We start from the raw sequence: 25,452 nt of genomic DNA, 5'->3' as shown, positions 1-25,452 counted from the left end.
TTTTGATAAAATTTATCATAAAGGACTAAAATATGAAAAAAGAGCAAAAAAAATTATCCCCATTTGAGTTAGAAGCTAGAAAAATTGTTATAATTTATATTATAGATAATTTATTTGCTATTCATAGTTTAGTGTTATTGTATCTTATTAGATATGAATATTCCTTTATTTTAGTCATTGTTTAGTCTCTAAGAAAATGCAAATTAGAAAGCGATAAAATTATGAATAAAAAAATATACAAACGATTAATTAAATGGATTTTATACCTATCCGCAATAGTAATTATTACTGTGTTTTATTGGTCTGATACACCTATTAATAATAAAAAAAATTATATAAATAACCCAATTTTTAGTAAAAATATAGATATTTATTCTCAACCAGGCTATTCTTTTTCTTCTTTACAACAGAAAAAACACAAAAAAATTTTCAGCCGTAATTCTAAAAAAAAATTCGAAAGTTATTCACACAAAGAGAACAAGAATAATTACAACCTTAAAGAACAAAAATTAGACACGGAAACCATAAATATTAAATTATTATTAGATTTTAGTGACTCTGCCAATAATTCGATGATTGATGACATTAATCATTATACAACTAATAATAACAAATATTTCGATCAAATAACTAAGTTATTTTTGCAAAATAATATTAAAATTAATAGTAAATATATTAGCAAATTATCGCCAATAATATGAATAAATATCGATGTTAAAGACGAGGATGTCGCCCTTAAACTTCTGGAAGAATTAGATTTTATTGCATTAATAATTAATAATTTACCGAAAACAACTTCTGAAAAACCATTTCCATTTGAATTATTTAAAATTACAAACCAACGGTTTTCTAATAAGTGATTCCATACTATACTAAATGATAATCATAATAAACTATGAAGACTTCTTAGGCCCGTGCAACCAAAATTTTTTAATGAACAAAAAGAAATAGTAGAGTATGATCACGTTAATGGCGCCCCACGTGAAAGGGTTGGTGTAGTTGAAGCGGATATGAGTGGCACCTTTGATGAAAACGATGCAAAAAAAGCCGAGCTTGAATATAATGAAATACACTATTTTAACATAGGTAGAGCGCCACAAGAAAAGCTAAAAGATGATCAAAATGATCATGCAACATTAGTATCAGGAATAATAGGTGGAAGAAGCGGGTTTTCTCGTGGCTCAGATATGTTTATAGTAAATTTAGCCAAGGCAAATTTTGACTCTCCAATTTGAATGACAGTTTTTGAAAGACTTATAATTGAGTATAGAATTAAAATAATAAATCATAGTTATGGATTTAATTCTATAAGTAAAAGAGATATTGAAGCTAGCTTTGAGAATATTTATAACCTTGATTCAATTATGGAAAATTCAGTTGTTCAATACATCGATCACATCTTTTATTTAGATTTTTTATCAAGAAAGTATGGTGTTATAAACATTTTTGCAGCCGGAAATGAATATGATGATAAATGAAAAAATAATAATTCTGCAAAAAAATATGGTTACATATCTGGGTATGCAAATGCTCTAAATTCAATTGTGGTTGGTTCAACTTTTGGCACTAAAGACAATTTTTTTGCTAGTAATTTTAGCAATAGATTACTACCTTATAGACTAAATCAATTACCAAAACCATTAATTTCAGCTCCCGGAGAAAATATAACTGGAATAATAGGTCAAAAATTCCCTGTTTCTGGGACTAGTTTTTCTGCACCGATTGTAACTGGAATAATATCAACAATTGATTCATTATATTCGTGAATGTTTAATGATAAAAATTTTATTCCCGCAATAATGAGTTTGCTTTCTTCTTCGGCGAATGACAGTAGTTTTGATTTGGATAGAATTAAGTTATATATTGAGTCAACAAAACAATCCAATGAAAAAGAAGGTGTTGTTTCTTCAATTGATGATTATTTTTCAGACCCAGCAAAAAAATCATATTTAGAAAACTACGATAATGAAAGAGAAACTAAGTCAAATGGATTGGATTCAGCTATTGGAGCCGGCCAAATTAGTTTTAAAAACATAAAAAAAGCTATTTCAAATTTAAAAACATTTAGTGTTTCATATGATAATGATAGTCAGTATGTTTATCTAAGCCCAGATATAGAAATTGAAAAAGGTAAAAAGTTAAAAGCTTCGCTTGCTTGAGCCTTTAATGCTGGATTAACTAAACCATTAAAAAAATATGAAAGTAAAATTGATTCTTGGGTTTATAAATTATTAACATTCGGTGCCTCTTATTTTATTGATAAAATCACTGAAAATAAATATAACCAATTTTTAAAAGAAAAATATGAAAAAGAGTATAACTCAAAATACCCTGATGAGTGGCTAAATAGAAAAACACTTTTTGAAAAACAAAAAGATACATTATTTAGTGATTATGATTTAATTTTGCAAAGAAAAGAAGGAGGAATTTGAAAAAACATTAAATTGAACTCTGGAAGCTCATTAAGATCAAATGTAGAATTAATAAGGTATAGAGCTGAAAAAACAGGAATTTATCGGTTAGTTGTTAAAAAACATAAATCCTCTTTGTTTGAAAATTCCATAGATGATGATTTGGCGGTTTCACATGTCATTCAATAACAAAAAATATTTATTTTTAGCACCTTCAATTATTTTGCCATGGATTTTCCCAGCTATAATTTTTGCGCTTCAAAATAAAAATTACAATTTTGAAGCAAAAACTTCAAACCCTACCAATAATGATTTGTTCACTATAAGCGCAAAGGATAGTAAAGCTTTAAAATCTAACATTTTTTCCTATAATGATTTAATACAAATGGATAAAACAAAGACTATTTGGCTTAAAAATAGTGACTGAATGCCGATTTTTTTGAACGACCATGAAAAAATTCAAGAAATAATCAAAAAATATCTTTATTTTGAAAGTGACAATTTTAAAACTTACAACGACAAAGAATTCAATAAATTGTCTACTTTTTTCTCCAAAGAGTATGACAAAGCTACTACTGAAGGCGAAAATTTCCAAAAATTAAAAGTAAATCCAAATTTTGGTGATTACCAAAAAATATTTACTAAAAATTTTTTTATTATCAATGATTTTAACCAGTATGAGGAATTTTTTAAGGAATATGTTGACAAGCCAACCTTTTTAAAAAATGAATATGATAAAAATTTTTTTACTAAAAATTTATTATTTATATATATTGCCGAGAAAACATTAGCTAACCCATTACTTATAAATGAAAAATATTTACCCACTAATTGTCCCCTATTAAATTTATGACTTATAAAAATCATAATTTTATTATTTCACTACCAGAACAACTTTTTAATTATAAAGATGTAAGTAAAAATAGTAACAAAATTACAAAATTAGATGATAAATTTGATGTTTATTTTAAGGTTTATTCAAAAAACAATTTTCAAAAAACAAACGATTTATCAACTATAAAATTAAATAAAATTCAGGATTTATATTTGTATAACTTCTTAGATAAAACATCGTCAGAATTTGAGAGTTTTTTAGATCTAATGACCAAAAAAGAGAAAATTTTAGCGCGTAATAATTTGAAGATAACCACATTATATGGGTCCAAAAATGAACAATATTCAAAAGATGAACCCAAAACAGAAATTTTTTTAGATTTTGACGATGTAAAACAATTTATTTATAATAAAAATTTATCTAAAAACCTTGAATGAGAAGAAGCATTTCACCTCTCTAATTTATTTGTTCCCAGCAAAAATATTGATAAACCTGAAAGATTTAATAAATTCATTCTCAAATCTCAAAAAGTAAATGAAATTTTTCTTGATGAAGTTTTTTATTCAGAAATTGATAAAAACTCAGGCAAAATTACACTCTATTCTTTAAACTACAAATCAATTTTTCCAAAAACCTTAAAAAATATTGAAAAATTAAATAATAAAGATTTACTAATGTTTGAAAAAATTGATTTTGGTGATATAAATATTAAAGATGTGGAGTTAAAAACAGTAAATTCACTCGAAGAATTTAATAATATATATAAAAAAATACAAGGCTAGCATGGATTTAAAAAAATATAAAAAATTTTTTCTAATAGGATTTATATTAACCAACTTAGCCGCCGCTACCGCGGTTTCTCTTGGCTTGATTCTTAATATTTATAATAACTATAAAAATAATTTAAAAAATGAAACCCAATTTAAAATTAAGGATGATAATAATAAATTTTTTAGTATCTCAGACTCTAAAAAAATAACTGATCTTAATAAACTTTTATGACTAAATAACCCATATTGATATAACATTTTGACAAAACAGCCCCAAAAAGTGGATTTATTAATTCAAAAATACCCCCTATTTGAAAACAATTTATTTGATAATTCATTTAACAATAACGCTTTAAGAAAATTATCAAGTTTCTTTCGTTCTGAGAGCGCCAAAAACAAAGACACAATGGAATTTAATCTTATTTGGGATCAAGGGCAATTAAAAGACAAGAAAATTGTAGACAATTTCGTTGTCTTAGATAATAAAAATGATTTTGTATCTTTTTTTTCTAAATTAAAAATTGAAAAACTAAGTAAAAGAATTTTGTCAACACCTGACTTTTTTAAGAAAAAATCAATTATTATTTATATACGTCCTCATGATATTGCTGATGATTCATCGTTTAATTCAAAATCAAAAATATCATCATTAAACCCTAATCATATTTTCCAAAACAAACAAAATAATGGAAAAACAAGTATTATTTCTTTTGACTCAAAATTTGATAATTTTTTTCGTACAGGAGAAAAGTACAGAGAGACCGGTCCGCCAAAAGTAATTAACTACAATTTTGCTAGAGCTTCTCTGTTTTCAAATTCAACAACTACAAATTTCGATATTTTTTATAAAATTATAGATAAGTCAAACAAACATGTTTTTGATCATAGTCTAGATATTCATATTAGTAATATTGAAGATCTTGTACTTTACAATAAAATTATTCGCCATAAAGAATCAAATGAATTTAAAAAATTTCTTGTAAAAAAGCAAGAAATTTTTAAGAAAAACCCTTTTCAACTTACTCGTTTATATGCTATGCAGGGTTTAGATCTATCAAAGCAGAGCACTGAAGAAAACCAAATTTTTTCTACATTAGATCAAACAAAAAAATTCATTAGTAATAATTCGCTATTAAAAAGCTGGGATTGGGGCGAGGCTTTTCACCCTTCAAATTTGTTCATTAACAACGATAACAACTCTGAAGAATTTAATAAATTCATACTTAAAAAACAAAATCCAAAAATTATTTTTGACGATCAGATTTTATATTGGCAGATAGAGAAAGATATAATTAAAATTTATACCTTTAATTATAAAGATTTGTTTCCTAATTTTGCGGTTGAACCAGATAATTTTATAGTTAATGATCTTCAAAAATTTGAAAAAATAGATATTGGAAATACTGATATTAAAAAGCTAAAGTACATAAAAATCAAAACATTACAGGAATTTAACTCATTGCATAATCAAATAGGAACAGCTTAATTTTAGTTTGCTATACAAAAAATAAAAAAAATGTAAAATAAGACAAAAATTTAATGACGTTGTTATAAATTAATGCACTAATTTTTATATTTTTTAGTTTTTATTCTCTACTATTTGATTTAAAATGATAAAATTTCACTAATAATAAAGAATAACAAACTGAATTTAGAACCAAGAAACTTAATATAAATTGCAGAAACCTTTTTTTGGTTTTTCCTAATAGTTTTTTAGCAAACAAAAATAGTATAGAACAACTTGCTAAAATATATAAATAATTATTATTTTTGCAAAATCATTAAATAACCGTCAATATTTATCATATTATGGCGGTTGTTTTTATTAAGATAAAGTTTCACGGAATGGAATAGCAAGAACACAATTTAGATATTTTAATTGACTCAAACAGGTATCTTGTTAACTCAACCACTAGTTATAATTATAAATTTCTGGAATAAATTAAGACTACCAGGATTAAAGCGCAAAACAATAATATCTGCCAACTAAGCAAAAATAAGAGTTAAATCTAATGAAGCAAAGTTGCAAATATTAGAGACTTTTTGATCAAAATCTCCAAGTTAAAAAGATGAAGATTTAAAAAAACTATCTAAAATTTTAAGAAAAGGTAGATCTAAACTTTATACTATCAAGACTATTAATTTTATTTTTATCAATTAGAAGAATATAACTTTTCCTGAGTTTCCCAGTTTGATGGCGAAAATTCACTTTTTAGTGAATATGAATATGCAGAAATCCCCGTAAATCGGTGTTTTTTGCCCGTAAAACCTTAATTTTTATTAATTACAATTAATTACAATTTTAAAGTAATTTTATGGTATAATTATAAATTATGAAAAAGCATAATTTGATTTTGTTTAATGTTTGAGGATCTTCAAAAGATAAAATATATAAATATGTTGGCTGAACACAAGGTTATGGGAAAGCTCCAAAACGTTGATTTAGTATAGGAAATGTGCAAACTTTGGAAAAAATTAATCCAAATGCTATTCAAATTATCAAAGAAAAATTGAAATTATTTTCAAATTTAGATGACAAAGATAAAATCAAGACTACTTTACTTGATTCTCTTAAAAATTCTGCCATAATCGAAGGTTCGGTTTTTATTGGTGGGGAATTAATTGAAAAACTTATTGAAAAGCACAATATTTTTGAATCACTTCCTAAAAGTAGGCATAAAAATATGAAACAAATTTTTAACTACTTAATTTCAAAGCGAATTACTGATCCTGGTAGCATTATTAATGCTTTTGATAAAAAGGATGATTACTCAAATCAAATAAATACTTCCAAAAATAGCTTTTATAGACTCTTAGATCTTGTCTATGAATCACAAAATCAACTTTTAGATAGTCTTAACAAAATGGTTATAAGCGAGCTTGGAAAAAGGGACAATGAATTTTATTTTGATTCATCAACAGTCTATTTTGAGACATTTGAAAGAAATGGATTAAGAATTCCTGGCTATTCTAAAGATGCTAAATTCAAAGAAGATCAAATTGTCATTGCTTTAGCATGTGATAAAAATGGCATTCCTTTTCATATTAAAGTTTTTAAAGGAAATACAGCCGATTCTAGTACCCTAATCCCTTTTGTATTAGATATTGAATCTAAATATAATATCAAAAATATGACAATAATTGCTGACCGTGGCATGTCCACTGCTGCAAATATTCGATTTCTTGAATCAAAAGAATATAATTTCATTATTTCTTATCGTGCAAAGATAGGCAGTCAAAAATTTAAAAATTATTTATTAGATCCTAGCGATTATGTTGATCTAAATACAGATTTTAAGTATAAAAAAGAAGAATTTTATTCATCTTATAAAAATAAAAGATACACTGAAAATATTAGAAGAAGAATTATTACTTACAGTAAAAAAAGAGCAATAAAAGACAGCAAGGCTCGCGAAGAGCAAATCCAAAGTTTTATTAAAAAACAAAATAAAGATGGTTTTATTGAAGTAAACAAATTGTTTGGTAAAAAACCTAAATATTTTAGGGAAATTTCAAACATGAAATTTGAATTAGATCAAAGTAAAATTGACAAGGACAAACAATTTGATGGTTACTATGTCTATGAAACAAATATACTAAATTTAAATGTCTTAGACATAGTTGAAAAATACCAAAAACAGTGAAATATTGAAGCTAATTTTAGAAGTCTAAAAGGTTTATTGAATATTCGTCCTGTATTTTTAAGAATAGATGAGCATATCCTAGCTCATACATTTTTGTGCTTTATCTCATTAGTTATTTTAAAAACTATAATTTTTAAAATCAACAAACATATTAGTGATAACAAGTTATTTGCAAACAGTCAATTAACTGAAGTTGGTTTAGTAACGATGTTGCAAAAATTAAGACAAAGGGTTGAATTTAACACTTTAGATCAACAAATGATATTTAAAAATCGCGATGGTGTTCCTAGCGATCCCAATATTTGAAATAGGTATGATTTCTACTTTGATATCTTAATAAATCAGTAAAAAAATAGGTAATTAACTTTTGGCAAAAAACTTAAAAAAGCGCGGGAAACCGGACACTTTTTTAAAATTATCTCATCAAACTGGGAAACTCGGGACTTTTGAACCAATCATCGTACCCTATTGCTTGAACAATTGTAGATTTGCTACGGTAGTCTTGGAATTTCCATTTTAATTCTATTGTTTTTGTATTTTCATTAAAACTAAAATCAATAAGATTTAGCCCTTTTGCTCTTCGATCACCTCAAGAACCAAAAAGTTGACTAACATAATTATTCAAAATGATTGCATCTTTATTTGATAAATCAATTGTTTCACTTAGTTCATTAATCTCTTTTTCATCAGGAAATCCCGTACCAGGTCTATTAGTTAGTGAGGATAATTTTTGCTTATTAGGTATAATTAAGTCAACAAGATCTTGCGTATTTTTAATTAAATGAGTATTATATAATTGCTTATTATTTTCACTTTCCTGTTTTTCCTTTTTAAACGAAAACTGATTTTTTCTAATAAATACATACTCATCTCTAAAATCATGGATATTCAATGATTTTTTAGAGCCTGTTTTTGTTTTTAATTCTTCATCAGTTAATTTATGGATGTTATCTATAAAAAAACGAGGATATTCACCTTCAAATGTTAAGACATTCTTTTTATCATTTCAAAATCGATATTCACTTATTTTTGACAGCTGCTGTTGATTTTGATAATCATAAACATAAATTAAATACCCACCGATAGCAACTAAAATTGAGCTTTGAATTCAAAACCAGGTTCCAAGGGAGAAAAAAGTTCAAAAATTTCTTTTACTATTTTTTGACATAAGTTATAACCAGCTCAGGAAGATTATTTTCATTAGAATCATAACGAAATGCTTGGAATTTTAAATTCAGTAATTTCAAGATTTTTGTTACCACTAGTTGACTTACTAATTAAATTAATATTTTTATCTAATATTTTTAAATCAACAAATTCTATATTTAGAGTTTCTTTTAGATCTTTAAGCAAATTACTATCTATATTTTTTTGCTCATGTCATAAAAAATCCTAATAACTAAATATTTTATGAATTACATAATTAATTATAACATTACTTATAAAATAAAGGAAAATCTAGTAAAAATATGAACTTTTATATCAAAAAATTTAAAAAGTTCAATTTTTTGAATTTTTATTCAAATTTTATTTGGAGCAACAAACATTTGCACCTCAAAATTTACAATATTTTTAAAGTCTAAATTACAGAACAACAGGAATTTAAATATTTAAAAATAATTTTCTAACTTTTAAACAAGAATAAAGTATAATTTATTATATTATGAAAATTAGTAAAACAATAAAACCAGTGGCCAATGTTAAAAATCTAACTTTTTTATCACTAGTAGTGCGTCTTCTTAAATTTATATTAGGCACTAGTTTATTTTTCTTATTTGTTATCCCTTTCATTATCACATGATTTTCAAATCGCGACTCATTTATTGTTGGTTCTGAACTTATAGCAACTATGTTTATTTGAATTTTTGTTACTATTGTAAGCCGAGTTTTAACGATTAGTTATATCGTAAAAGTAAGTTTCCCTGACAAAATTTTTATGAATATAGAACCAAATTCATCAAAATCACTAAAACTTTCAATAATTAAAATTACAGCAATTATTGGCTTTTTCATACCATTGTTTGATGTATTTTCAATGGTAATGTTTTTATTTTTTGCCTACATCGACAAAAGAGAATCATTAGACAATTTCACACCAAAAAATGCATAAGTCACATTAATAGTTTTAAAAAATTAGAAATCACACTTCTCTAACAAAGCAAGGCCAAACATTTAAATTAGTAGAAAAAATTAATAAAAGTGGTATAATTAAAATCATAGATAAAAAACTAATTGTCTGAATTTTTTCTACTAATTTAATTTCACGGTTTTTTTGTTTTTTTCTTATAAAGTAAGAGTTTTTTTAGATTTTTAAAATACATTTTATTATTAGTTTGACTAATAGAAAATTAACGAGCTAATCTAACTTAAATTAATATAAAAATAAGGCAAATAAATCTCACGAAACCTGAAGAATTAATTTAAGCAAATATTTCTTGGATTTAAAAGCGATATTATTTGTCTAAAGGTGTGTTTTTTAAATTTTATACTGTTTTAGGATTATTTTTTGTGTATTTAGTATAAAAATATAACAATAAGTATCTAAAATTAATTATTGTTGTGGGATTTTAGTCCTTGATTCCTAAAATTTTTATTGTTTAAATTGCAAATTTATTGAGAAATTATGTCTGTTTTTAATATAAGAAATTAAAAATCTTTGAATGATACATCTTGGCGATTTTGGTTGCTTGTGCTAAACATTGGGTAGGTTGTCAAATTCATCGAAGATGCAACAATTGAAGAAGGAAAGATAAAAATTTGGGTATTAAAAGAATTAACATTGCTATTATAAAGTCGTCTTGCAGCCGCCAATTCTCTTTCTAAATAGGCTGTTTGTTGGATTAATTCTTGATAAATTTTTGATGCTTGCAATTCTGGGTAATTTTCACTTACTGCAATTAGTCTGCCAAATAATGAATTGTTTAAATCTTCAATTTCTTGAGCATTTTCTATGTTTGACTTTAAACTTCTTAATCTTGTAATGTCGCTTAAAATTGATTTTTCATATTCACGATATGAACGAACTTGGTCAGCTAATTTTAATAAAGTTGCGCTACGTTGCTCAAGTTGAACTTCGATTGTACCAGCTGATTCATTGATTAAATTCTGCTGTCGCATAAAATTATTTTTTTGTGAAATGTAATAAATTGGAGCAATAAATAAAAACAATGTCCCCAAAGTTCAAAATGCAACTTTAGCCGCTGTTGAAACAACCGGTTTTTTGGAGTCATTATCAATTCGAGGTTCAAATCCTTCGATATTTGCAGAATTTTTAGGGTTGTATAAATTTGACATTTTTTTCCTTTAAATATTAATTAAATTAAAAATTATACCATATTTTTTTTGAAAATATTATGTTTTTAACTAATCCAAATACAAAGTAACGTAAATAAGACACAAAAGATAATACAAACTGTAAGTGTCAATCAAAAAATCGTTGAAAATATGATTAATAAAGTCATCAGGGCTTTTTATTGATGTTGGAAAATCAAGATACATAAAATTTCAGTCGCATTTGTAGGTAAAATAGATCGCATTTTGAAAAGATTCAATGCTAACATCCAAAACTTTAACGCCATCACGGTCAAAATATCTTTTTAGCGAAAGTTCCATTGCAAGGGGTGTATACATTTTTCTGATTTTCAATCTATCATTTGATTCTGGACTAAAAACCTGGTTAAATTCCTCGTTTTCAAGTTTGACTTTGTTTTTTTGAAAAAATCAGCTGCCTGGTTTTAAAAGTTTAAAATCAAATGCCTTTTCACCTAAAATTGAAGTATCAATTTTTAAAATTCCAGTAAAACTTTCTCTTGTCACAGTTTCATTTTTTCTTGTTTCTTTTCATTGTCAGTGGACATTTGTAAAGCTAACATGGAATTTTTCATCAATTAATAATTCCTTCAGAGGTCTAACTTGACTAATTCAAGCCCTTGATGAGCCAATTATTTCTACGGGAGTAAGGTTAGTAATTTCGTTTTTTGAAATTTGAATTTTGTTGCTAGGTTGGTCATTAAAACCTAAATAATCCATTCCTTTATCTAAAATTGAAAAGGCAGCTTTATAAGCAACTTCTGGTCTAAAATTAACTAGGACGTCTTTTGAAATTTCATCGGTGATTTTTCTAATTTCCTTTTTTTTGAATCCTAAGTAAAAAGTAGAAACAATTGCAATTATTCCGGGAATAATGGCAAAAATGATGCTAGTATATCCTAGTTGGGTATTGGTAGCAACAAGAATAACAATCATAGTTAAAAAGAATGAAATTGACGAGGTAATATTAAGTTTTTTTGCCTCATTTTGTAATCCAGCAACTTTTTCAAGAGACTTTGAATGTTTTTTCTTGATAATTTCATCTAATTTAGGGTGAAATTCCGCTTTTGCCTTGTTTTTATAGTCTTCAAATTTAAAATAATCATTTATTATTTTCATTTTTACTCCTTGGTTCAATTTTAAAAGGAATTATTATAAAAATACTCTTTTTTAATCCAGTTTTTAGTTATTTTCCAATAAAAATAGCTAAAAAGTGGCTAATTTAGTTGAAAAAATTTAGACAGCTAGCTTTTTATCTATAATTTTGATTTTACCATTTTTATCAATTTTTTTTCACTAATTTACTAGTAATTATTGCTATTTTTTCCTTTGATTTTATAATAAAAATATACCATATAAATTCTTAAAATCCAAAATTATAAAATTTTTTAGAGTTAAGCATTAATAAATTCAAAATTAATGGTATAATTTAGTAATTTTAAATTTAGGGGCTATAAAATCTTATTGGTTTATTTAAATTCTTTGTTTTTCAAAGCAAAAAAAATAAAAAACTGAGCAAAAAAGGAGAAAAATGTTCAAAAATATAAAAAAAATTGTTAAATTAAGGCTTGTTCCAATAGCTTCTGTACTGCCTATTTTTATTGTTTTATCATGCCACGATAAAAGTCAAACAGCTCCTGAAACTACCAAAAAAGATGCCCAAACTAGTCAAGAAGATAAAAATAAAGCCATAAAAATGGGCAATCAAGAGGCAACAAAAACTAAAAAAACTAACCAAACAATCGACTTTCATTCTGCTCCATTTAATATTCCAAAAAAAGATAATGTCAAAATTCGAACTTTATTATTTCCAGCTGCAAGAAATGAAAATAAACTAGATAGTCAAGGTGTTTTCCGTTTTCAATTGCATCACTCACCGGTAAAAGGTGTTACAGGAAAATGAAGCGCTTATGCTACTGAGGTAAAATCATTAACTGACAACACTCTAGTTGATCCTTTAAAAGTTAAGGTCGCTCGTACAACCGCAATTGAAGGTGAAAATATTGAGTTTCCCTTAGTTTTTAGATGAGATGAGCAAGATCAGAAACTAGAAAAAGGCAAATTTTACACATTTATTTTCTGAAAAGATGATGGTTCAGAAAAAATTGTTTTTAATTCAAGACATATTGAGCAAAATAACGATACTTTTCAAGCAACTGAGTAAAATTTGAAAGTTTTTCAAAATAAAAACTAAATTAGTATACTAATTTCAGACACATTAAAAAAAGGTGTCAAAATGAAACAATTTAATAATAAATTGGCAAAAAAGTTTGATAAGTCTATGAAAAATAAATCCCGTTAACCCAAAAAAGAAATAGAAAATTAAGACTGTTTCTAAAAAATGATAGCCGAATTTATCAGGAAAAATGGAAAATTTTCTTAGAAAGATAGGGCTAATCCTAATTATTTCTATTGAATTTTTTTGCCTTTTGGGAGCAAAAATTAATCAATATTGAAGTAAAAATTTTGAAAATGTACCTATTACTTATCAAAAAATAAGTTCATTTATTGATTTGTATAACTATTCAAAACTTGAAAGAGTTGTCCATCATATAAAAATTCAAGTTTTTATATTAGGCAAATTATTTCTTTAGATTTTTTAAAATGAATATGCTAGAAAAAATTATCAAAAGTGGTATAATTAAAATAATAGATAAAAACTAATTATCTGAATTTTTCCTATTAATTAAAAAACCTAAATTGATATACTAACTTAACAGAATTTATTATATTATTTATACTTATAATAGTGCTTAAAAAGGCAAAAAAAAAAAAAAAAAAAAAAAAAAAAAAAAAAAAAAATGACCAAATTTGCAAAACTATCAATTTTATTTGGTGTAACTATCGGATCAGTAGCAGTTTCTTTGCCTTTTGTATTTTTAAGCAAATCACAAAAAGCAATTAATGATGACCAAAGTATATTTCCTTCCTATTTTAAGGACACACTAAAATCAGAATCTTCAAAGGTAATTACCGAGCTAAGGCAAATTAATGTTAAATCCTTCTCATCAACTGACCCAAATTCTAAGCCCTATATTAAGGATTTCTCAAAATTTGAGAAGGATTTTCAACAGTTTATCGACAAAATTTCGCAAAATCCAGATTTAGATGCAAAAAAACTTGCCAAAGAAATGTTGGAAAAGAAAGGGGTGCCTTCCAATAAAATTAAAGAAATATTTGATTATCAACCTTCTAATTCCCAACCTAACGCTAATAAAATAACAAATCTAAAACCGCAAACATTTTCAAATAATTCGCCCAATTCTATGACGATAGAAGATTTTGCAAATAAATTATGGAAAGAACATGTTACTAGCGCCTCATTTGCTGCTATAAATTTTGGCCTAGCGGTTGCCTATGGCTTTGCTTTTATGTTTCCCCAAGCCGGCGCTAGCACAGCAGCTGGAAGTGTCTTAACCTGACTTTCTGTTGAATATAAACAGGCTTATAATAGTCTTGTATATGATAAAAATTGATCCGCTATTAAAACAAAGTTGTATGTAACAGGCCTTAAAATCGGGTCTATGGGGCTATCGTTGAAAACAATATTAAATGCACGATCAGCAATAAAAAAAATAAAAAGTGCGCAATCTACAACAAAAGCGACATTAATCACTGCAAGTTTAGTTGCGCCGCAAGTTAGAATTGCCTTGATTTGGCTTGATGTTTTGCAGTCTTTTGTTTCCTTAATTATGGAGTTTATACCTTAAAATGAATTTTTGATTAACAGTTGAAAAATTTATAAACCTTCAAATACCGAAAAAATTTTTAAAAATTCCTATTTTAAGTAATACTTTGTATTTTAAACTATTTTCATTTTTAGTTTTTAAATTTAATCCTGATAAAAAAACAATAAAAAATTACTTTTTATTTGTAGTACTTTCTTTAATAAGTTATCCGACTCCTCTTTTTTTAATTATAATAATATTGTTAATTACCGATAATGCTGATTTTCTAAGGAATTTAGATTTAAAATTTTTTAATAATTATTTTATTCGGCATTTGATCGAAGTAATTGGCTACTCGTTTTTAATTCTGCCTTATTCTTATTTTTCAGGTTTTCTTCAAAAAATTTTTCATTTATACTTGGTAAAACAAGTTAAAAAAAATCTTGGCAAGTTGGACGCAAATAATAAATTCCCATTTTTAAACAATTTTAATTATACTAAATATTATGAATTTCTATGTCAACGAAAATTTTATATTGGTATTGAAAAAAAACATTGGTATAATCCAGAAAAAATAATTGAAAATATTTTTATCTATATCCAATATTGATGGTGAGTAATTAATTGAAATTTGCCAAAATATTTTGCACATATAATTTTGGAAGTTTTTTTGTTTAACACTACTGAATTTACAAATTCAAATATTCCTAAAAAAAACTGGAAAATCTTTTTATACATTTATTTTGCTTTTGTTTTTATACATCTTATACTAACTTGATATCCGTTTTGAATAATATCTTATTTTATAATGGAACATATATCTGAAGTAGATGGCAATTTAAATGATACTAATAACGAAACAATACAATTATTACTCTCTAGTTTTTCTACTATATTTTTTGGTTATATCACGATACCCTGGGTGGCTTATTATCCTAAATTATGAATAACTTTTTGACTATTTGAAGAATAAATTTTTGATTTTTTTGATAGTATTATTAAAGACAAAATGTTTGATTCTTAGACTTGTTTAACCAGTTTATTAATTTAATTCAAGGAAATTTGTTTTGTAAAAATGTATTTCTGATTAACTGTTGAAAAATTTATTAATTTGAAAATTCCTAGAGAATTTTCAAAAGTTCCTATTTTAGGTAATATTTTGTATTTTAGGTTGTTCTCCTTTCTTGTATTCAAATTTAATCCTGATAAAAAAACAATCAAACACTTTGTTTTGCTATTCACACTGTTTTTAATAAGTTATCCACTACCATTTTTTTTAATTATTTTAATACTAATTTTTACGCTTAAATTTGATTTTTTAATTCATTTTAATGCAAAAATTTTTGATAATTACTTTTTTCGACATTTTATCGAAGCAATTTTTTACTCGCTCCTGTTGTTGCCTTATTCATATTTGTGTAGTTTTTTCCAAAAAATTTTTAATTTTTACCTAATAAAGAAATGTAAAAAAAAATTAGGTAAATTAGATATAAATAAGCAATTTGATTTCTTAGCTAATTTTGATTTTGAAAAAAATTATAATCTTATAAAGGAAAAAAACGTTTATATTTGAATCAACGTACGCAAAAAAGATAGATATAACCCTGATAAAATCATTGAAAATATTTTTGTTATGATTGAAGGTTTGGAATTAACTACAAAAGTATATTTGCCTTCCTATTATTTAGATATATTTTTACATGTCTTCTCATTTAATACAAAAAGCGCTGATTTAAATCCTATTATTAAAAAACGGCAAGTTCGTTTCTTAATTATTTATTTATTTTCAGCTTTTATAAATTTTATTACGTTTTGATACTCGTTTTGAATATTAAGTTATTCTTTTACACTACTTGATGATTCTCGCTTAATCATCAACTATACTGGTATAATTTTGTTCGCTATTTTTATAGTGCGGCTTACTCCAGAACGCCTAATTAAATTTTTTGTATTTAAAATTTAATTTTTGTAAAGTTTTAAGAATGTTCTAATTTTAACTTTAAATTAGTAGAAAAAAATTCAGACAATTAGTTTTTATCAATGATTTTGAATGCATAACTTTTGCTAATTTTTGGTATAATTTTATATTAACTTCGTAATTTAAAATAAAATAAGAAATAAAAGTTTATTTATGCATGAGAATGTTAGTCAAAAATTAAATGGGCAAGTTTTTACACCAGATTTATTGGTTGACCTTATTTTAGATCAAGCTGGTTACAAAGAAAACATACTTAAAAAACATATTATTGATAACAGTTGTGGTAATGGTCAATTTTTAGTTAAAATTATTGAACGTTATTGCAAAGCTTTTTTTAGAGAAAATTCGAATTTAAAATCGCTTAAACATCAATTAGAAACTTATATTCATGGCATTGATATTGAAGAAAAACATATAAAAAATGCCATTTTCCGTGCAAATTTAGTTGTTCAAAATTATAAAATTGAAGGAGTAAACTGAGATTTTAAAGCTAAAAATACCCTTGAAATTGAACATTTTAACGGAAAAATGGATTTTGTTGTCGGAAATCCACCTTATATTCGCATTCATAATTTAAATAATAATAAATTGTTGAAAAATTTTAATTTTCCAACAATTGGTATGACAGATATTTACCTTGCTTTTTATGAAATTGGTATTAAAATGTTAAGTAAAAATGGAATTTTATCTTATATTAGTCCATCTTCATTTTTTACATCCAAAGCAGGCTCAATTTTTCGGGAATTTTTATACAAAAATAAAATCATAAAATCAGTTGTTGATCATAAACATCACCAATTTTTTAAAGCAACAACTTATACAACGATTTTCACAATTGATAAATCAGCTAGAAAACAAGTGGTCGATTATTTTAATTTTGATAATAAAACAAATTCAATTTTTCTTGTTTCTAAATTAGAATATGAACAATTTTATTTAGATAAGAATTTTTATTTTTCAACTCCAGAAAAGCTATCTTTTCTAAAGGAAATTATTTACAACAAGAAAAAAAGTGATATTAGTGTCAAAAATGGTTTGGCAACCTTGGCTGATTCAGTTTTTATTGGCGATTTTAAATTTAATTCTAAATATATTTTGCCCGTTTTAAAAGCATCAAATGGAAAATGGGCAAAAATCATTTTTCCGTATAATACTAAAAATTTCCAAATTATTTCAGATTCTGAATTAAAACAGCAGTTAGAAATTTTTGAACACCTTAGTTTTTTTAAGGAAAAACTGCAAAAACGTAGCTTTGATCATTCAAATAAAAATTTTTGGTATAGTTTTGGTCGAAGACAAGCTATTTCAGACACTGATAAAGAAAGACTGGTTTTAAATTCATTAGTCAAGGAAAACAGACCTTTAAAAATAAGTTTAATCCAAAAAAACACCTGTATTTATAGTGGTTTTTACATTATAAGCGAGAAAATTGACTATAAATCAATTGCTGAAAGATTACAAAGTAAAGTTTTTCTTGACTTTGTAGAATTATTAGGAAAGTACAAAAATGGTGGTTATTATACTTTTTCAACAAAAGATGTTAAAAAATATTTAGACTTTATGTTAGGGACGTAAATGAAAAAATTAAAGAAAGTTTTATAACTTATCTTCATAAAGGTTCGTCAAGATCAACTGAAAAAATAAAGATAATTCATAGTTTTGTTGCTAGTTCAATGTCGCAAAACTTAGGGCAAGATTTTAAAATATATTCATTAGGTGTTGATAGCGGAAATCAATTTCAAAAAGAAGCTAAAATGATCGGTCGGTATTATGATAAAAAAGTAGATATCGGAATTGAATATAAAAACGAAATAATTGCTGGTATAGGTCTTAAGTTTGTTGTGCAAAATTATTTACAAAATTCAATAAATTATTTTGAAAATATGCTTGGAGAAACTGCCAATATTCGTAGTCAAAATGATAAATTATATTTTCAGATCTTAATTATTTTTGAACAGATTCCTTATTTTTCTAAAAATAGAATTAATAAAAAATGGGGAAAATTAAATTAAATTATAAGAACTTTCTTAAATATGCAAAACTTTCAACTGAAAATCAATCAGATTTTAGACATATACCTAATAAAGTTTTAATTGTAATTATCAATTTTGTTTGCTTAAATTTAGAAAATAATTCTGAACACAATAATATAAATGAAATTGAAAATTTTGAAGATTATAAAACGGTCGCTAATTTTCACCTTGACAATCCTTTCAATGCTTTTGAATTTTCAAATATACTAAAACCAATAGAAACTCAAATTCAAAATTCAGTAATAATAAATGATTATGATGATTTTATTAATAGAATCAGTTATTTAATTAAAGGTCATGTAAGAAATTAAGTTTTTGAATATTTTTAAATTGTGAATTTTTCTATTAAACGAAGGTAAAAACACGCTATTTTATATAAAGTATTAAGTAGAAATTCCTAAAAATTAGTAGAAAAATTCAGAAAACTAGCTTATATACTAACTTAATTTTCCATTTTATCTTTTTCTTGTTCTTGCTTTTGTTGTTGTTCTAGTTCTTGTTTTCGTTTTTTGAGCTCTTCAAGAACAATTGCGGGGTCAATTCCGGATCTTCTAAGAACATTCTCCATTATTTCTTGATAAATTCCACGATCATTTTCAGAGAGATCGTTAATTGTATATTCCTTTTTTGGTCTGCATTGAGATTTGTTTTTCCCACGAGCAATTATTAGACTTTTCATACCATTATTATAAAACTTTTTTCCAATTTCTTATCAAATTATTACCATATATATGTAAAATCCATTCTTTATGCGCATTTTTACTTTTAGATTTGTTTTTGTAAATTTCTCTAAATTTTTCTGCAAAATGCAAAATTGCAATTTTTAACCCTTTGGTTTCAGCAATTTTGATATATTTAAATTTGTCTTCAACTGTGAATTTCTATTGTTTCATTTTGACTCACCTTCTTTTCGAATGTGTCTGAAATTAATATACTAATTTAGATTTCGTTTAATTTTATTTTTTTTATGTGGCAAAAGGCCAATAATTTATTGTGAGAATTTTAAAATTTTTTAGAATATTGCAAATTATTAATAAATAAAGCTCATGATTATTAGTCATAATTTGTTAATAAAAGTATAATGATAAATATTTATTTAAAAGTAGAAGTCGGGTTTTCAATAAAAAAATTAAAGCGATAATAAAATGAATATAATTAAATTAAAAACATAAAACATGTTATAATGTTTATAAATAATTTTAATTGGGTATGAAAATGAAATTAGCGAAATTTAAAAAAATAATTTTATTATTGATGTTTTGACCATCAATTTTTTTAATATATCACTCTTTTCTTATAAATTTTAATACTAAAAAATATTGATATGCTTCAAATTTTAGTAATAAAATCGATATAAGAGAACCTTTTGCCAAACAGTTAAGTAACTCGCCAAAAATTGATGATTTTGATAATCAATTCGAATTAAAACTATTGTTAAACCCTAATTTCGGGAGTACTGAATCTAAAGAAATAAGTAATTTTAATCTTGAATTTATTAAAAAAATAGAAAAATCAAGATTAAAATTCAAAAAAGCTAAGATGGACAAATATAAAAATGACTTTGACAAATGGTCAAAAACACATATTAATTCTGAACGTTTAAACTTAGAAGCTACTAAAAAAAATCAAAATGACACTTGGGTTTCAGATTATGATTTGTATTTGCAAAAACTTGATTCAAACAATAATTGAATTGATGTTTCTTGGTCAACAAGTATTAAAAGCAATGATGAATTAATTGATTTTAGAGCAAAAGAATCAGGCTACTATCGGCTTTATATCAAAAAATTTAAATCTGTAACTTTTAATAATTCTGTTGAAGATAAATTAGCACTTTCTTATTTGGTTAATAATGAAAAATAAACTAATCCTTAGTAAATTTTTGGGAATAACCCTTTTAATTCCGGCATTTTTTTTAACTTCCTGCAGAAATTTAATTCCTTTTATTGTTAAGCAAATTTTTAACAAAGATGAGGGAATTAACAATCCAGAAAATTATAATTCTTATTATTTTTTAAATTTACTAGCGAAGCATTATGAAGAATTTAATGCAAAAAATGGTACTTTTTCAGCCTTAAATCTGTTTTATAATCAACCCGAAAAACAACGGGACAAATTTTTATTCCTTGGTGAACAAAGTAGAATAACAATTGAAAATTTAGAGCAATTTCAAAAAAATATTGTTGATAGAACTGAAGAAATTATAAAAAATAATCCTAATATTGCCAATGTTAATAGTTCTGAACTCAAGTCAGAATTTGAAGACAAATTTCTAAAAGGAGAGCTTCTTGAAAAAGTCTTAGAAAAAAACAATATTATAATAGGCGAGCGTGGCAGCTATTGAATGCCAACTCGTGTTACCCACTATTATTTTGAAGAAAATGGTTTTTCAAACATTATAGCCACAAGATTTACACCAGATTATATTATAGATGCAGATTTAATTGAGCCCGCTGTAGTTTTTAAAGATTCACCTTTTTTTAATGTTATAGTCTACCCTAAAAATAAAACAATCACCTTTAGGAACATTGAAGAAAAAATTTACACTGGCCATAATGATAAAAATATAGACTATAAAAGAAAGAAAATATTAATTGAAGGAGAAGCTAGAAAAATTTATAATAAACTCGCAAAAAAGTACAATTTATCAAAAAACAAGATTAGTACTTCTTACCCCTCTTTTATGTTTAATATTATCGATTTTAGCCAAGAAATTAATAATATTAAAACTTTAAAGCCAAAAATTCTTGATTTAATTACAAATAAAATTAATCCTTGATCTAACAGTTTTTTACCAAAAAAACATGTAATTATTAAAAATATTGACGAATTTAAGACAACAATTATTGACCGAATTTTAAAATTAGATCCTAAATTAAAACTTGACCAAAATGATTTAATTTCTGATTTTGAAGAAAAATTTCTAAACAGCGAAAAACTTGATGAATTTCTAAAAAATAATAATATTTTTATTTACGAAACTTGGGAGCGAATTGGTTATGAACCATTTTGAGGAGGGGTTCTCCAGCCTATATCGCCCCCTACTAATTTTTCAAAAAGGGCGGAATGAGAAAAATTGGTTCTTAGAAAAACAGAAAATAATAATATTTTTTTGACAGCAATTTTTCAAACGGATTTAACACTAAATTTTGTTAGAAGTCCCGAATCTAGTTTTGATAAAGTGGCCTTCCAAATCCTGGCTTTTCCTAAGGATAAAAATGTCGTTTTTGATAAAAAAGTTAGCCGACTTGAACTAATTGAAGATTTAAAAAACAATTATTTAGATAAATATGAAGAAGATCCAAAAGAAAAAAACTACATATAAGTTTAAATTAGTAAAAAAAATCAGGCAAATAATTTTTATTTGTAGTTTGTGGTAAAAACTCATTTGCATTTTAAGCAACCTTTTTATAGACTTTTCTAGACTTCTAGAAAAAAAATCTAAAAAATATAAAGTTAAAATCTAAAATAATTAACTTGTTTCTGCGGGGCAAAAAACAAGAAAAATGAGCCAATTTTGCATCTAAATTAATTTTGAAAATGTAACTATTGCTTTTCATATAAGAGCTTAAATTTTATATGATATAAGTTATTTATTTAGATTTTTTAAAAATAGAATGCCAAAAATTAACAAAGACAGTGGAATCAAAATCATAGATAAAAAACTAATTGTCTGAATTTTTTCTACTAATTTAGATTTTCACAAAGACATTTTTTAAATTATCCATATGAATTAAGACAATCAATTTATCCAATAAATTCAATTGGATCACTGAATAAATTAATTAAGAAAAACACAAAATTATAAACACTCCGAATACCTTCGTGACTTAAAATTCTACCTGAGGCAACTTCAGGATTTTTCCCTTTAAAAATTCCTAAGTCTGTACCACAAATAGTTGTTGGTAACTCTAACAATTGCATCTGTTGGTTTTTGTATAACTGGTTTGACAACATTTTCGAGGGCAATGCTGTGATCGGCACGGTAAACTAATGCTTTCATTTTTATATTAATGACCTCGTATATAATTATTTGCATAAATAATTATATAACTTTTTTTATAGTAAATAAGTATTTTTATTGAAAAATTTTTTTAGTCAACGTAGCGTAAAATTTCTGCCTTATTTAGTCGAGATTTTGACATTAATTTTGTGCTTAATCATAAAAACCAATTTTTTTCTAATAATTTACCAAGAATTTTTGGGCTAACAAAAAAATAAACAGAATTTATTAATGTCTGTAAAAACAAAGGCACTACCAAAATACAAAGTGGAATAAAAACATAAATATATGGCGGAACCGGAAGACGGTCATAATTATCCCAAAAATAAATTCCTGCTGCTATTAATCCCACCACTATTGCTAAAATAAATCAGCGAAAAATGATGTATGTAAAGGGAGTTGTTGATTTATAATATAAGGAAATTTTTTTATAATTATTTTTCATTTTCCTCTAATTCCTTAAATTTCTTAGCAATAAAAATTGCAAAAATATGCCTAATATCAATGCTATGATCATTTTTATATGAAAATACTAAATTTGGGCTTAAGCAATTTAATGATAAATTGCTTATTCCGAGTTTTTCTTTGAAAATATTAAACTCGTGTTTTGAGCTAAATTCGAGCAATGGCAAATCAGATTTATAATGAGGATCAGGCAAAATTATATCGTTAAAAAATTTATGAAAATCATTATCAAATGCAAGACGTAAATTTTTAATTTTAGTGTCATTCTCAAATTCTTTTATCAATTCTAAAACGGAAATTTTGAAGGGTTTTCCATAGTTTGTGAACGGATTTTCCAAGGTTAACTCGACATTTTCAGTGAAATTTTCAATGAATAAATTTAAATCAATTTTTTGAATATTATTTAATATTTTATCTTGATTTAAAACACAAATATATTGGCTTTTTTGCAAAATTGCATCAAAATAACATTGACAAAGTTTAGCTTTTGTAAAAGGCAAATTAAATTTGGAAATTTCTTTTAAATCATCTATTGTATTTTTGAATTTAATTTTATAATTTTCACTCAAATTCATCATACTTGGAAGTAATACTAATCTATTAATTTTATTTGCAATTTGGTAAACTGATGAAGTAATTGTTAAATTTTCAACATTTGTTTGATATTTTCTTGGTACAAAAATAAAACTAAGTCCCTCACTTCTCGTTGATTCATCGTTTTTTTTATAAATATAAGGGTCAATGATTTGTTTATTATCAAGAATTGTTGTTTTTTTAATCCCTAAATCATAACGTAAATTAGAACTTGAGCAAAAATCTAGATCGTTAATTTCACGAGATTTTAAAAAAGTCATACTTTCGGCGAATGAGCCATAAAAAACAATTGAGGGGTCAATTTTTGCTAATTCTTTGGCTTTTTTATAATATTTCTCAAAATTTTCATCTCTTAATTTATACAAAAGCCCAAAACTCAAGCGGCTTATTAAAAATAATTTTAAAAATTTTATAGATTTAAGAATGGAATTATTATCAAAATACTCAACAAATTTTTTTCTAAGCAAAATACCTAAAACAAAATAAAGTCAAACAAAGGGTAAGGGCCAAAATACTGCAGGACCTAATCATCATATATTCTTTTCTCAAAGCAGGCCAAACCCAATAAAAAAAATGATAAGAAAGACGAATGAAATTATTGAAAGTGTAAGAATTTGCTGTTCTTTTTGCCCCTTTTTAATAAAATAAGAGTTTGAAAATTTAACATAATTATTTAAAATTATTGAATGCTTAGATATATTCATTAAACACCATTTTTATTAAACATTAATAATATGAAGGATTTAAATATTCTTGATAAAGTTCTTTTATATATTTATCAGTAGAACGTTTATAGACTTCTTCTACTAATGAAGAAAGTTTTCTGGTTCCGCTAATTAAGAATCAAACACTTGGTTCTAAAAAACGATATCAGGGAACATCATATACCTTGTAATCGATCATTTTCAATAATAACGCTAATTTACCAATAGAACGTCTCCCATCTATTAATTTTCTTGCTTTTTGGACAAAATAATCAAGATTACCATTTCTATCTTGATATTGGCTAGATTCTGCTGAAGTGAAAATAGATGTAAACAACAGAAACATATTCCCGATTTTAGCAGGATTAATTGATTTAGCCCAAGAAAACTTAGACGACAATTTTTGAACAATTTTATCGTCTAACCCACTTTTGCTTAATGCTTCCTTAATTTTTGCCATTGGCGTTTTGATTTCGGATTTATCTAAAATTTTAGATAATCCAAAAGCATAGATAGGATCGCTAGTGTCTACACCAAAAAGAAAATTAATAGCATTATCGATAAACCAACTTCCACTCAAAAGCCCAATAACTGTAGAAATAATATTTGATATTTTCGATAAATAATACTTGTATGTTAAAACATTCTCAACAAATGTTCTAAGTCAGTAAGATAAATTCTCTCAATCAGACTCAAGCACATATTTGTCAAAGCTTGAGCCTTGATTATTTTCTAAATAATTAAAAAAAACTCTATTAAAATCACTTGTATTTTGTGAGTTAATATTAAAACCAACTTCTATATTTTTAGATTCAAGATCACTTAACACTGAAAAAATCATTTCTTTATCAAATATTTTTGCACTTTTTTTAGCCTCATTCATTAGTTCGTTTATAAAATCAGAAACTTCACTTCTGCTAGGTTTTCTATTTCATCCATTTGAATAGTAATTAGAGCTTTGATAATATGAGTAATTTTTGTAATCATTTTTGGTATTTAAATGTAAATCTATATGCATTTTGTCCCCGAAAAATTGTT

General features: G+C 25.1%; 23 protein-coding genes. 15 read left to right on the top strand and 8 right to left on the bottom strand.

Annotation, left to right across the window (positions count from 1 at the left end):
• Window positions 1-221 precede the first annotated feature (221 nt).
• The 5 genes from MHJ_RS01795 to MHJ_RS01775 all read left to right on the top strand — a co-directional run bounded on the left by MHJ_RS01795 (window position 222) and on the right by MHJ_RS01775 (window position 8,008).
• Window positions 222-2,600, top strand: coding sequence for a S8 family serine peptidase (locus MHJ_RS01795; RefSeq protein ID WP_148166899.1), 2,379 nt, complete (start codon window positions 222-224; stop codon window positions 2,598-2,600).
• On the top strand, window positions 2,587-3,327 hold the full coding sequence (locus MHJ_RS03870) for a hypothetical protein (RefSeq protein WP_044284640.1): 741 nt from the start codon (window positions 2,587-2,589) through the stop codon (window positions 3,325-3,327). The genes MHJ_RS01795 and MHJ_RS03870 overlap by 14 nt, the downstream gene beginning before the upstream one ends.
• A complete protein-coding gene (locus MHJ_RS01785; protein WP_237697244.1) occupies window positions 3,261-4,028 on the top strand; it encodes a hypothetical protein in 768 nt (255 codons plus the stop codon). Before MHJ_RS03870 ends, MHJ_RS01785 begins: the two co-directional genes overlap by 67 nt.
• A gap of 1 nt (window position 4,029) precedes the next feature.
• Window positions 4,030-5,502, top strand: a complete 1,473-nt coding sequence (locus tag MHJ_RS01780; protein ID WP_237697243.1) for a hypothetical protein — start codon at window positions 4,030-4,032, stop codon at window positions 5,500-5,502.
• Window positions 5,503-6,349: 847 nt separating this feature from the next.
• The gene (locus tag MHJ_RS01775; protein WP_011284103.1) at window positions 6,350-8,008 is read left to right on the top strand and encodes an IS1634-like element ISMhp1 family transposase; all 1,659 of its coding nucleotides are present in this window, start codon (window positions 6,350-6,352) and stop codon (window positions 8,006-8,008) included.
• Between the two features lie 67 nt (window positions 8,009-8,075).
• Here the strand turns inward: MHJ_RS01775 and MHJ_RS01770 are convergent, their stop codons facing one another.
• Window positions 8,076-8,828 (bottom strand): hypothetical protein, encoded by a 753-nt coding sequence (locus MHJ_RS01770; RefSeq protein ID WP_011284102.1) that lies wholly within the window; start codon window positions 8,826-8,828, stop codon window positions 8,076-8,078.
• A 495-nt stretch (window positions 8,829-9,323) separates the two neighbouring features.
• Here MHJ_RS01770 and MHJ_RS01765 point away from each other — a divergent pair, with 495 nt between their 5' ends.
• The gene (locus MHJ_RS01765; protein WP_044284639.1) at window positions 9,324-9,770 is read left to right on the top strand and encodes a hypothetical protein; all 447 of its coding nucleotides are present in this window, start codon (window positions 9,324-9,326) and stop codon (window positions 9,768-9,770) included.
• 536 nt (window positions 9,771-10,306) lie between these two features.
• Here the strand turns inward: MHJ_RS01765 and MHJ_RS01760 are convergent.
• On the bottom strand, window positions 10,307-10,954 hold the full coding sequence (locus tag MHJ_RS01760) for a LemA family protein (RefSeq protein ID WP_011284100.1): 648 nt from the start codon (window positions 10,952-10,954) through the stop codon (window positions 10,307-10,309).
• Window positions 10,955-11,023: 69 nt separating this feature from the next.
• On the bottom strand, window positions 11,024-12,088 hold the full coding sequence (locus MHJ_RS01755; protein WP_044284638.1) for a hypothetical protein: 1,065 nt from the start codon (window positions 12,086-12,088) through the stop codon (window positions 11,024-11,026).
• A 412-nt stretch (window positions 12,089-12,500) separates the two neighbouring features.
• Here MHJ_RS01755 and MHJ_RS01750 point away from each other — a divergent pair, with 412 nt between their 5' ends.
• The 7 genes from MHJ_RS01750 (at window position 12,501) to MHJ_RS03860 (ending at window position 18,959) form a co-directional block, all read left to right on the top strand.
• Window positions 12,501-13,133, top strand: coding sequence for a hypothetical protein (locus MHJ_RS01750; protein ID WP_011284098.1), 633 nt, complete (start codon window positions 12,501-12,503; stop codon window positions 13,131-13,133).
• 202 nt (window positions 13,134-13,335) lie between these two features.
• On the top strand, window positions 13,336-13,563 hold the full coding sequence (locus MHJ_RS01745) for a hypothetical protein (protein WP_011206179.1): 228 nt from the start codon (window positions 13,336-13,338) through the stop codon (window positions 13,561-13,563).
• Between the two features lie 207 nt (window positions 13,564-13,770).
• On the top strand, window positions 13,771-14,679 hold the full coding sequence (locus tag MHJ_RS01740) for a hypothetical protein (protein ID WP_011284096.1): 909 nt from the start codon (window positions 13,771-13,773) through the stop codon (window positions 14,677-14,679).
• Between the two features lie 1,033 nt (window positions 14,680-15,712).
• Window positions 15,713-16,600 (top strand): hypothetical protein, encoded by an 888-nt coding sequence (locus MHJ_RS01730; RefSeq protein ID WP_044284637.1) that lies wholly within the window; start codon window positions 15,713-15,715, stop codon window positions 16,598-16,600.
• 168 nt (window positions 16,601-16,768) lie between these two features.
• Window positions 16,769-18,190 carry an Eco57I restriction-modification methylase domain-containing protein gene (locus MHJ_RS01725; RefSeq protein ID WP_044284636.1) on the top strand — a complete coding sequence of 474 codons (1,422 nt, stop codon included), beginning with the start codon at window positions 16,769-16,771 and terminating at the stop codon, window positions 18,188-18,190.
• Window positions 18,191-18,288: 98 nt separating this feature from the next.
• Window positions 18,289-18,627 (top strand): hypothetical protein, encoded by a 339-nt coding sequence (locus tag MHJ_RS03865; protein WP_228365424.1) that lies wholly within the window; start codon window positions 18,289-18,291, stop codon window positions 18,625-18,627.
• Window positions 18,609-18,959, top strand: a complete 351-nt coding sequence (locus MHJ_RS03860; protein WP_237697242.1) for a hypothetical protein — start codon at window positions 18,609-18,611, stop codon at window positions 18,957-18,959. Before MHJ_RS03865 ends, MHJ_RS03860 begins: the two co-directional genes overlap by 19 nt.
• Window positions 18,960-19,090: 131 nt before the next feature.
• Here the strand turns inward: MHJ_RS03860 and MHJ_RS01715 are convergent, their stop codons facing one another.
• Complete coding sequence (locus tag MHJ_RS01715; RefSeq protein WP_044284635.1) at window positions 19,091-19,327, bottom strand: hypothetical protein; 237 nt, start codon at window positions 19,325-19,327, stop codon at window positions 19,091-19,093.
• Window positions 19,328-19,863: 536 nt separating this feature from the next.
• On the opposite strand from MHJ_RS01715, the gene MHJ_RS01710 reads away from it, so the two are divergent.
• The gene (locus MHJ_RS01710; protein WP_044284634.1) at window positions 19,864-20,511 is read left to right on the top strand and encodes a hypothetical protein; all 648 of its coding nucleotides are present in this window, start codon (window positions 19,864-19,866) and stop codon (window positions 20,509-20,511) included.
• On the top strand, window positions 20,501-21,973 hold the full coding sequence (locus tag MHJ_RS01705; RefSeq protein WP_044284633.1) for a hypothetical protein: 1,473 nt from the start codon (window positions 20,501-20,503) through the stop codon (window positions 21,971-21,973). Before MHJ_RS01710 ends, MHJ_RS01705 begins: the two co-directional genes overlap by 11 nt.
• Before the next feature lie 422 nt (window positions 21,974-22,395).
• On the opposite strand, the gene MHJ_RS03855 is transcribed toward MHJ_RS01705, so the two are convergent.
• The 4 genes from MHJ_RS03855 to MHJ_RS01685 form a co-directional block, all read right to left on the bottom strand.
• Window positions 22,396-22,572, bottom strand: coding sequence for an alcohol dehydrogenase catalytic domain-containing protein (locus MHJ_RS03855; protein WP_237697241.1), 177 nt, complete (start codon window positions 22,570-22,572; stop codon window positions 22,396-22,398).
• A 170-nt stretch (window positions 22,573-22,742) separates the two neighbouring features.
• Window positions 22,743-23,096, bottom strand: coding sequence for a hypothetical protein (locus MHJ_RS01695; protein WP_011206170.1), 354 nt, complete (start codon window positions 23,094-23,096; stop codon window positions 22,743-22,745).
• Entirely contained in the window at window positions 23,086-24,414 is a 1,329-nt protein-coding gene (locus MHJ_RS01690) for a hypothetical protein (protein WP_020835684.1), read from the bottom strand. The genes MHJ_RS01695 and MHJ_RS01690 overlap by 11 nt, the downstream gene beginning before the upstream one ends.
• A 22-nt stretch (window positions 24,415-24,436) precedes the next feature.
• Window positions 24,437-25,432, bottom strand: coding sequence for a hypothetical protein (locus tag MHJ_RS01685; RefSeq protein ID WP_014579752.1), 996 nt, complete (start codon window positions 25,430-25,432; stop codon window positions 24,437-24,439).
• Window positions 25,433-25,452 lie beyond the last annotated feature (20 nt).

Source organism: Mesomycoplasma hyopneumoniae J (assembly GCF_000008205.1).
GTDB lineage: Bacteria > Bacillota_I > Bacilli_A > Mycoplasmatales > Metamycoplasmataceae > Mesomycoplasma > Mesomycoplasma hyopneumoniae.
The sequence above is the reverse complement of the archived record's forward strand: the minus strand, read 5'-3'. Positions and strand labels throughout refer to the sequence as shown.